This window comes from Dokdonella soli (assembly GCF_039523175.1).
Classification (GTDB): Bacteria; Pseudomonadota; Gammaproteobacteria; order Xanthomonadales; family Rhodanobacteraceae; genus Dokdonella_A; species Dokdonella_A soli.
The window spans coordinates 20,957-31,566 of sequence record NZ_BAAAEU010000022.1 but is presented as its reverse complement, the minus strand read 5'-3'; the positions used below and the strand labels follow the sequence as shown (position 1 = coordinate 31,566).

At 61.5% G+C, this 10,610-nt stretch carries 4 protein-coding genes; all 4 read right to left on the bottom strand.

Annotation, left to right across the window (positions count from 1 at the left end; translation table 11 throughout):
* Positions 1-223: 223 nt before the first annotated feature.
* A complete protein-coding gene (locus ABD002_RS13180) occupies positions 224-538 on the bottom strand; it encodes a hypothetical protein (RefSeq protein ID WP_343791833.1) in 315 nt (104 codons plus the stop codon).
* Positions 539-547: 9 nt separating this feature from the next.
* The gene (locus ABD002_RS13175) at positions 548-6,694 is read right to left on the bottom strand and encodes a TreTu family toxin (RefSeq protein ID WP_343791835.1); all 6,147 of its coding nucleotides are present in this window, start codon (positions 6,692-6,694) and stop codon (positions 548-550) included.
* A gap of 1,780 nt (positions 6,695-8,474) precedes the next feature.
* Positions 8,475-9,725: a SpvB/TcaC N-terminal domain-containing protein gene (locus tag ABD002_RS13170; RefSeq protein ID WP_343791831.1), complete on the bottom strand. Its 1,251-nt coding sequence runs from the start codon at positions 9,723-9,725 to the stop codon at positions 8,475-8,477.
* Positions 9,726-9,946: 221 nt separating this feature from the next.
* The gene (locus ABD002_RS13165; RefSeq protein ID WP_343791829.1) at positions 9,947-10,378 is read right to left on the bottom strand and encodes a helix-turn-helix domain-containing protein; all 432 of its coding nucleotides are present in this window, start codon (positions 10,376-10,378) and stop codon (positions 9,947-9,949) included.
* Between the last annotated feature and the right edge of the window lie 232 nt (positions 10,379-10,610).

The window sequence follows — 10,610 nt, the reverse complement described above, 5'->3', positions numbered from 1 at the left end:
TGTCCAACGCCAGGCGTCGGCACCATCGATCGCGCATCTGTAGCGACTCTCCGCCTCTTCGTTGCGGAGCGGGAATCTTGTGACCGGTTGACGAGGGCGGCGAAATGGTGACCCCTATTCCGCACTTCTCCGCTCTTACCCATATGAGCCCTTGAGCCCCTGCGTTTACTCTCGATCGATGCGGTTCGCAGTGCTCACCGCATCCACGCACGTCACAAGTTAATTACCCCTTCCCCTTTGTCCCCCTATTTGATGCAGCGAGCTTCGGCAGCAACTCTTCACGAACGTACTTGTTGAGAGCATGTTCGGTGCCAATGGTTGTCGTCTCTAGAATGACTATCTCTCCCGTCGCGCAGGAGTTGAACTGAAACTCAAACTGGTCCTGTGGCCAGTACGTAATTGTTCCAACAAAAGTATTGCTGTCGATATCCACGCTTGTACTACTGATCTGCGGTGCGCCGTTCGGCTTCACGCGAAACCCATACAGAGCGAGCTGCTCTTTGTTCGATTCAACCCACGATAAAAGAATATTTTGCATTGTTCCCTCTCAGGGAAAGTCTTTGATATTCGTGGCAGGAGGCATTGCATAATCCGCGGGATTTCTCCCTGGAACGCGTGCGTCTGGACTGTTGGGGCCAGGAATTCTCCCTGTTCCATTTGAGTGAGGCAGCACTCTGTTCGACGGAACGTTGAACTCAACATATACATCCCCGGACGGGGCATTGCGGTATGTATTGGGAGATGCAGGGTTGGCGACCCGAGTCATCCCACCACTACCCTCTTGAACCGTTCCAGTCTGTTGCATCTTCCCCAGTTCTTCGGGGCTCATCCAACGCCCTACGCGAGATGTTGCCTGCCCAGCTACATCAAGCGCCTCCGCTCCCGATCCAGCCCACCAAGCACCCACCTTCCCAAACAAATAACTCGCAGCCTTGCCGATAACAAGTTGTCCGGCACCTATGGCCGCTTGTTTGGCTGTTTCCTGACCGCTGCACGCCACATCCCCTGTTGCACACTGAGCAAATCCAACGCCTGGCGCCATCCAGCGGGCCGCTTGCTGATCGAGGTTCAGATCGCTGTAGGGGTCAACACCAAGTCCATACGGAAGGTGCTGTGTCGCGTCACTCACGGTCGACGTTGGACGCGTAGAAATACCCCCTTGCTGATCCGCGCTGCGCGCCGGCTCACCCGTTGGCGTCTGTCCTACGTTTGCGCCATTAGCTTTGTGCGCATCCTGATAGGAAAAACCTTCTTTTGTCGCAGTAAATGATGTCGCCACCCCGCCCTTATCAGCGGTTATTTTTCCGAGATATTTGTCGCCGTCAAAGACCTTGTTATCAGAGCCCGAATCGAGCTTGCATTCACCCGCTCCGCTGCCAACGGTTTGGCTCACGTCGCATGTCGCATACCCCGTCGGATCCTTCCCCGCCAACGGATTATTCAATATATACGAATATGGATTCAGCGATTGGCTGTTGGCCGGATTCTGGATGATCGGATCGACCGACAGAAAGCGGCCCAGCTGGTAGTCGTAGATCCGCCCGTTCATGTGGATCAGCCACACGTCGTCCACATGGTTGTGGCCGGTGAACCCTCTCAGCGTGCCGGGGAGCAGATTCAGTGTTCCGTTCGCCCGATCGCTGAAGTCGCCGTTCCTCGCCGCGCCGAACGCGTCGTAGGCCGTTGCCGGTGGGGCCAATTGCGGGCGACCAGGCGCAATAAGGCGCTGCCCCACGTCTATCACAACCGGCCCGCGGTAAGGTGAGCACAGCTTGGTGGGATCGACGCCGACGCAGGCGCGTACTTCATGGCTATAGAGGACCGACGCATTGCCTTTGCCCGGTTTCCACGGATATCCCTTACTCGTGATCGACGCGTCCAGCGAGTCGATCATGTCGATGCCGGTCACGTCCGTCGTCGTGTGCAGCTCATAGGTCTGCGCCCCGGCCACGGGCGCCCAGCTGATGGTGTATGTGCATTGGGGGGTTGTGCACGCTAACGCCGGGTCTGTGCTGATGGAGGCGGGCTCAAGCGGTCTCGCGCTGCCCTGCACGACCTCGGTGACGTCTGCAGTGAACGCGCTGCAGCGCAGGCCGGAGGTGGTGGTGAGTGAGCACGCCTTGACATGGTAGGCGTAGCTGCCGCTGCCCCGGTCCGCCAAATAGCTGGTCTGGGCGCTGTAGGGATCGGGGTTGGTGACCTGCGCCCACGCACCCCCGTTGACTTGCTCTTCAAGCCAGTAATACGTCGCCGTCGCAGACGGCGCCCAGCTCACCGTGAAGTGTCCGGTGCTTGGGTACGGGGTCACCTTGAGCCCGGACGGCACGTCGGGTGCGTGCGCCACCACTTCCGGGTAACCGTCACTGTAAAGACCACACACCCCGTTCTGACACGCCTTGACGCGATAGCCCCACGTGCCGTCGGTCTTAGCCGACGGCGGGCTCCAGCTCGTGCCGGTCAATGCCGTCGGGATCGGCACCCATATGTTGCTGGGGACCAGGCTTTCCTCAAGCTGATAGGTAATACCCGTGCCCAAGACGGCCCCCCAAGTCACCGTGTAGTTGCCGTCCGTGCTCGGATTGGGACTCGCACTGATCCAACTGGGCGGCGATGGTGGCGCCGGGATGTTCACCGTCTCGGTCGCCGTCGGGCTGTAGTCACTGCAGCCATTGGCATTGCAGGCCTGAGCCCGATAGCCGTAGGTGCCGTTGGAGCGGAGGCTAAAGCTTCTCGACGCGCCGGTGATGTTCGGGACCGGCGACCAGTTGCCCCCAGCGAACTCCTGCAGCGTATAGCTGGTCGCCGTGCTCGGCGCCGACCACGTCACCGTATAGCTGCCGTCCGTGCTCGGATTCGGGGCCACGCTGATGGACGCGGGCGGGCTGGGAACCGAAGACGTCTGGACGGTTTCCGTGGGGCTCGCCGCGCTGGGGGCGCTGCATGCCGTCGGCGTTATGCAGGCGTGTACGCGATACACATAGGTTCCGTTGGCGCGGCCGCTGGTGGGCCAGCTCGTCGCGGGCGAACCGCTCGACACGCCCACCCAGCTACCACTGCCAACCTGCTCCTCCAACAGATAACTGGTCGCTCCGTTGACAGGCCCCCACGTCACGATGAAGGCGCCGGTCGGGCTCGGGTTCGGACTGGTACTGGGGGAGGCCGGCGCGTTCGGCGTCACATATTCGGTGACCGTCGCACTGAACGGGCTGCAAGCACCGTTGCAGGCCTCGACGTAGTAGGCGTAGATGCCCACCGGCCTTACAGCCGACCAGCTGGTCAATGAACCGGTGTAGACCGTCCTTTCGACGCCATTCGCATATTCCTTGAGTACGTATGTGCTGCCCGATACGCCGCCGATCCAGGTCACGGTGTAATGGCCATCCAGACTGGGACTCGGAGCGATGCTCAACGTCGGGGCAGCCAACCCGCCCCCTCCACCCGTCGTCAGCAGCACTTGCGACCCCAAGCGATCACGCAGGACCGCCTGAACGGTGTCGGTACCGCCCTGACGCAACACAAGTACCGGTCCGAGTTCGTGGCGCTGAGTGAACTGTCCGCCGCTTGGGGTGGATTCCTCATATCCGCGCGGACCGAACAACGTGGTATGGCTCGACGCCTGCTCCTTGAAGACGTCACCGTTGGCTGTGTATTCGAACTGCGCAGCGCCCGCACGGGCGCGCGTGACCTGCCAAGGCTGATTATTGAAATCATAGGCGGCGCTCAACGTACTGCCGCCGACGACGTTGCCATTCGCGTCGCACACGTACGTCTGTGAGCCCGTGCTCCTGGCCACTTGACTGACGGCGTGCGGACCGCAGCTGTTGGTGCCGTACTGGTATGCGCCGGTGACGGCGGTGCTGAAGTCGCTCTTGAAGTCCAGATTGCCCGAAGCCGTATAGTTATAGCTAACGGCTGGCGGATTACTGGAAACGTTAGCGCGTGCGGCCTGGGTCAGGCGCTGCAGGCCATCGTACGTGTACGACTCCATTGTTGCTGTCCCGCCAGAGATCGATCGGGACTGGGTCTTTACATTTCCGAAGGTGTCGTAGATGTAGTCCCACTCGTCTACAGCGGCCGTGCCGTTGGTCCATTTCTTCTGCGTGATCTGGCCCGTCCCCGGGCTGCTCACATGGCTGCCGGTGATATTGCCGGTATAGGTCTCGCTGGTGAGGTTGCCCCACGCATCCTGCGCGGTCGCGGTCCAATAGATCGTATTGCTGGCATCGTTGCTGAGCTGTCTGAGTTCCCCATGTCCCGTATAACCTTTCGTGACCGCGAGGCCGCTCGGATAGGTGACCTTTTGCTCATAGCCATAGGTCGGGTCATAAGCAACACTCGTGACCCAGGGTTGTGTTTGACCGTCCAGCGTCGACTGGATCGTCATCAGACGTTTCGTCGCCGCGTCGTAGCTGTTGGTTTCATTCCATATCGGTGTCAACAAGGACGTGGTGCTTTGTCCCGTTGAGCGCCGTGCGTAGCCCAACAAACCGTTGCCACCGCTCGGCCCGCTGGGATCGTAGCCCCAATTGTCGCGGATGACTTGCGGATTCGGAGCCGTCGCGGCGCTGTTCGTCGCAGTACGCTTAATCAGCCGGCCGAGTGCATCGTACGTGTGGTCGGTGTAGACGCCACGCGCGTCGGTCTGCCTCAATACTTCACCCAGCGCGTCGTAGGTAAAATTCCACGTGCCTGCGTCCGGATCGGACATCTGGGTGCGCTGGCCGACGTCGTTGTAGGCGGCCGTGACTCCGCAGGTGGCCGACGCGGGATTGCAGTCAGGTCCCGCCACGATCAGCGGATTGCCCGCGCCGTCGTACCAATAGTTCGTCGTCGCGTAACTCTGCGTACCGCCGTTGTTCTGCACCGTCTTTTCCAACCGCCCCAACACGTCGTAGGAGCGGCTCATGTCCATGCACAGGTTCGTGCTGCTTGAGCAGGTCGACGAGACGCTGTGCCCACGCACCTTGATCGCGGTTGTCGCACCGGTATAGGTGTAGCTCGTATCGATGCGGTCGGCGTCATTACCTGGCGCATTCTTTCCGAGCGGACGATTGAGCCGGTCGTACGTCCACCCCGTGAGATCGCCCGAAGTTCCGAAGAGGAACGGCGTGCTCTGCCACACCACGGCATTCATCTCGTCGTATTCCTTGAACGTTTCGATCGCCGTGCCATCGAACCCGCTCTCGACATGCTTGATGGTCCGACCTAGCGCGTCGAACCAGTCGACCGTCGTCGGATAGCCCGCCTGCACACGCGAGAGGCTCCATGCCGCATGGGCCTGATTGCCGTCTTCACCGTACATCCCTCCCCCCGCACAGCTACTGCTTGGGCCACCACTGCAGCGGGCATAGCTGTACGACGCCGAAGGACGCAGCGCCGCTCCATTCGCGTCTTTGTAGTCGGTCCCTGTCCGGTGCCCCAGGGCGTCGTAGCCGTTGACGGTGGTCAGGTTGTTCGGATCGATCAGCTTCGTGACCTGGCCGTCCAACGTTGAATGCTGTGTCGTTGTAACGTGATTGGCCGCGTTGGTCGTCGTCAGCACGAAATAGCCATCGGGCGATGCGTTCTGACCATCCGACGTATACGAGAAATTCGTCGTCCTCGGCGACGGTGCCACCAACGCGCCGCTGATTGACGTGCTGGTCGGCAGACCGTAGCTCGGCGTCGGATAGCCATACGTCAGCGTCAGCTGCTGCGTCGGGTCGCCCGGTTGCACCGTCCTGGAAAGCGGCGTGCGATCCGAATTCCACTGAAAGGTCGTCGTCACCGTTCGTGTCGGCGGGTCGCCACCGCCCGGGAACGGGTGAGCACTCGCGTAGGTTATCGCGGTGGTCGTCACGTTCCGATTCAGCTTGTCGAGCCACCAGTTCGTCGTGTCGGCGGGATCGTAGGTATTCGTCTTGGTGACCGTATGGCTGACGAAGCCGTCGGCGCCATCGTCTTTGCTGGTGACGACCTGGTTTACAAGATTGCCGTTTGCGTCCCAACCGGAGGCTGACGGCAGCACGGTCGGACTCGCCGCATTGACCGTTTCCGTATGACTGAGAGCGAGCCCGGAATTGAGATCGAAGCGGTCGATGCGCCGTTTGTCCAGCACGGGCGCAAAAGGTGCGTTCGCGAATGACAGGCCATCGCTATAGGGGCATGCCGAGCGATCCGCCAGTCCGCAGATCCAGGTGTCAGTTTCGCGTTCGAAAACAGTGCCCGCGGGGACGCTGCGTTCGACCTTTTCCACTTTTCCGGTCAGCGGAAACTTCTGGCTGTAGGTCGTCGTCGTTCTGACTTGGCGGCCGGTATCGGTTGCGTTGGTCTGCTCCGTAATGGTTCTAAACCCCTGGAACCCGCGACCCAGGTGGTTGTACATCGCCTCCGAGTAACCGTACCAGGCCGAACGAAACCCGGTTTCTCCACCGATGCCGTTGTTCTGGGTCATGCCGGTGACGACCGGCATCGAGCTGGTGAAATAGTAGTGATGGGTATCCGCGTAGCTGATCCCGCCCGGCGGACGGAAGGAATAAAGCGGGATACCGTGTTGATTCAGCGGTTGCGCGAGCGGCGCGTACGTCCAACGCGCGTCATCGCCAACGCCGTTGGTCACGCTCGCGAGCAAATCCGGCAGCAAAGGAGGGGCCGTGACTACGGTCGGAGGCTTGGGCGTCGGCGCCACGGCGGACGATACGACCGGGCCCGGCATCGGATCAATTGACGGCGGCGGCAAATGAACAGGACCTGGCGCCAGCGAGGACGTGGCGACTCCTTGATTGAGGCTCCCATACAACACGAGATTCGTCTCGAAATAGGCGGCAGGTGTCCCGGCGGTGTTGTTCGGACCATCAGTCAAAGTGGTGGGCCCGTTGATTCCGTCGTTGACCGCGGCACAATCGTTCACGGTGATGGGCGTCTTGGGCGTGTTCTCCGGGTATTGGGTCTGCCGGCTAATGCAGCCGATCGTATTGACCAGATCACCGAGGCCATCGCCGAACAGATCCTCGCCCGCAGCGAAGTTACCAGGGTCTTGTAGCGACGAGACGAGTGGGGTTTCAACCAGGCGAACGGTGATGGCAGACGGACCGGTCTGCACGAACTTCAGCATCGCCAGGTGGTAGACGCTCTTGTCGGCGCCCTGGCCGGCGCGCGTCGTGGGAATTGCGGGCAAGAGCGGTGCTGACGCCGATCCCCACTGATGGGAATACCCGTAGCTTTGCATCTCCTGGGAATTCTTGGGGAGCGTCATGGCGTCGGCTTCGACGTCCAGCGGACAGGCCCATGCCGCGCAGATCGGCGGAGAAGCCACGCTCGCGGGTGCGGATGACACGATGCCGTTGGGTCCCTGCGCCTCGGGACATACAGGCTGCGTGTCATTAGTCTTGGTGATTAGTGGCACGGTCTGGATCGTGCACATCTTCAGCGCGAAGCCCTGTGCCTTCGACGGAATCAGCAGATCAGGCTTCCCGTCGCCGTCCACGTCCATCGTGCCCAAGGAGTTCGCATAGCGGAACGCATAACCGGTACCGCTCGGTGTCGAGTAGGTCTTCAGTCCCTCGCTCGATCCGGTATCGATGTCCGGCCCCAACACACCGCCCTGGTTCAGGCGAACGTGCCAGGTGCTTGTCGCGGCCGGCCGGGCAATGACGAAGTCTTCCAGACCGTCGCCATTGACGTCCATCCAGTGCGCGACGTAACCGTTTTGCGGCCAGCTGCATTCGTCCGCTGCGCTTCCGTCACAGCTCAGCGGAGCCAGAAGGGTCGTAGAGAGCGTGTTGCCGCTGCGTTGCGTGGTCTGGATGCCGGCGAAGGCCCCCGTCTGGCTATCGTTGCCACCGTACACCAGGTAAAAGTCCGGCAGCCCATTGCCGTCGAAGTCGGCAATATGATCGATCGACTGCTCGTGATAGTGCGTGCCGTTGGTGGTGTTGCTGATGGTGCGCGACAGACAGAACAACGGCCCCGACGGCACCGCAAACATCGTTGACGCAGGTTGATTGGCAAGCGTCGTCGTCATCGTGTTGCGGTAGACGAACACACCGTCCTGTGCTCCTTCTGCGTCGCCCGCTCCACAGCCTGCAGGAAAGGGGGTGGTCGGGGCCGGCTGCACGACGATGATGTCGGTCTTGCCGTCGCCATCGACGTCCGCCGCGAAGAAGTACGGGCGGCTGCCACTCGAACTCGTTTGCGCGTGCTGCCCCGGTACAGCGGGGATATTGGACAGCACCGACTGGAACAGCACCGTGAAATTCTGCTGCGGATCCGTGCCGAGGCCGCTGATCGCGGATAACGGCGTGCCCCGCGGGTTCTTCCAGACACCAAACGAAAGATGCTGGTCAGCGCCAGACGCCGGCCATTCGATCAACTTGGCGCGGCCGTCGCCATCGATGTCGACGTAGCCGCTTGGCGAACCACTGAAAGGCGTGCCCGTCAGGTCGACCGCACTCTGCACCGTGCGATCGGGGGCCATTTGCAAGAGGAAGGTGATATTAGGGATTACCGGCACCGTTTCCGCCGCCTCGCGCGCGCCATCGCCATCGAGGTCGCCGATAATCGAGAGGTTGGGTACTTTGGTGACGGTGGCCTGCGGGATCCCCAGACCGCTCAGCGACGTGAGCGGAAAATTCAGCGCTCCATCGTTCAGTACGAAATGGGTCTTGGGGTGGCACGTCGTTCCGTCCGAACCGCATTCCTGCAGGTCCGTCATCAGCAGCCGTCCGCTGTATTTCGCGACGGCATACGTCGGCGTGTAGGTGCGCGCCGTCTGCCCCCCCCACCGCTGTCGTGATCGATTGGAGCGCTTGCGTCTGCATGGTCAGGCCACCGGCGAGGTAGCTCGACGCAACGTCGGTAGCAGCGCTCGCCGCGGCGGTGCGCGCTTTGTAGTTGAAGGTGACGGTTCGATCACCAACGGTCGTCACGCCTTGGCTGTTCGTGAAGCCGGTGTAGGTCACGGTGTTCAGCAGCACTTCGCCGTTGCCGAAGTCTTTATAGACATAAAGTTGGTTGTTGCCGACGTGATCCTCGATCTTCTCGACGAGCCAGGACAGCGGCGTCGTGCCGTTGGGCAGGACACGCGAAGAGTTGGCTGCCGTGATCGTGCATTTCGATCCGTCCGCTGACACGACGCCGCCGTAATGCAGGACGCGACCATCTTTCTGCCGTACGCGGAAGCACGCTGTGTTGTCGGCAAGGCCGGTACCGCCAACCTGGGTGATCTGCGCGTAGTTGTCGATTTCGGTGTGGTAGACCGTGCCGTTCGCGCCATACGTGCCGCTGGTCACCAGACGCCGACCGTCCAGGCACAAACGATCGTTGCCTGAATACGTCACGGCCGGCCTGTAGGAAGCCAATGTCGTGTCGTCCTGCTCCGGCGTTTGCGGACACCGATGAATCGAACTCATCCCAGAGATCGTCCACCCCATGCCCATCACGCCGTTGCCGCTTCGGCTGTTGTATGTAAGCGCGAGCGAAGGCTGCATGCCCGCGCGACCCGGGGGGACCTCGATGGGGACCGTGTAGGTCGCCGCGCCCCCCGACGTACCCGCTTCGCCCGGAAGCGTCCCCGTTGTTGCATCGTGCGGCGCCACTGGGTCGGTACCGACCTGGGGTGGGCCAAGGCCGCCGCCAGGAGGGGGGACGATCGCATTCGCTGCAGGTGATCCCGCCATTCCGGCGAGGAACGTCAACAGCAAAAAGACGCCGCCGACAGACAAGCGGCTGCCCTGCAAACTTCTCATGATTCCCTTCCCATGCGACGTTGCAAATCGAGGCCGGAAACGGTCCAGCATGTCAGCGACGGCTACCGACAAACTCGCCGCGCTACCGATCAACCAGACTCCGACCGTCCAGGCTGCGAACAGCCCTCTCCGCCCTGCACACGCCATCTTTCTCTCCCTGTCCCTGAATGCGCGATCCGCTTTCTGGCAGGGTTGCCGAGACTATTCAACTCGACATGGGGTTAGCGGTGCTGTCGTCGGGCGAGCCTCCTGCCTTTGCCCCACTCCAGTACCAGCGACGCGAGAAGATCTCGCGCCCGCGGCGTCATGGTGCGCATGCACGACAGCACCGTTTCCTCGTGAAGGTCGTGGGCGAACGTTTCCATGACAAGCGCGGGAGGGTCGACGTGCGGGCGAGGCTTTTTCGAAGACCGATGGGCACCCCGGCCCATCACCAGCCAGTCAAGCGAAACCTTGGTGGCCGTCACGATGCTCACCAGATGACCAAGGCCCGGCAACGTGCCGTGCGGGTTTTCCCACTGGGTGACGGCGCTGGGGGTCACGCCCGTATGGTCCGCGAGTTCGGCCTGCGAGAAGCCCGCATTCTGCCGTGCCAGGCGTATGCGATTGGCCAGTGACGAGGGATGGCTGTTAGGCGAGCTATGTTTTTTCACGTAGTGCTGCTCACTCGTTAGCATGACTATGGTCGTCCATGCACCTTAGCCCGGAGTCCTTACGCGGAACTTTCATTCGGTCAGGCGCGGAGGCTGCCTCATCCGCGCGATGAAGTGATCGGCGTCGGTTGCACGCATGGGCCGCGCTCCGGCCAGGCCGTTCTTGGGCGCAGTCGTCCTGGCCGGACCCATCCGCCACACCCTCCCCTAGAAGCCGCTGCAGTGCGAGGAT

What these genes read in the sequence shown, in the direction of transcription:
- ABD002_RS13180 (WP_343791833.1), bottom strand. Translation starts at nt 538, where the DNA reads ATGCAAAATATTCTTTTATCGTGGGTTGAATCGAACAAAGAGCAGCTC.
- ABD002_RS13175 (WP_343791835.1), bottom strand. Translation starts at nt 6,694, where the DNA reads ATGCCGGGCCCGGTCGTATCGTCCGCCGTGGCGCCGACGCCCAAGCCT.
- ABD002_RS13170 (WP_343791831.1), bottom strand. Translation starts at nt 9,725, where the DNA reads ATGAGAAGTTTGCAGGGCAGCCGCTTGTCTGTCGGCGGCGTCTTTTTG.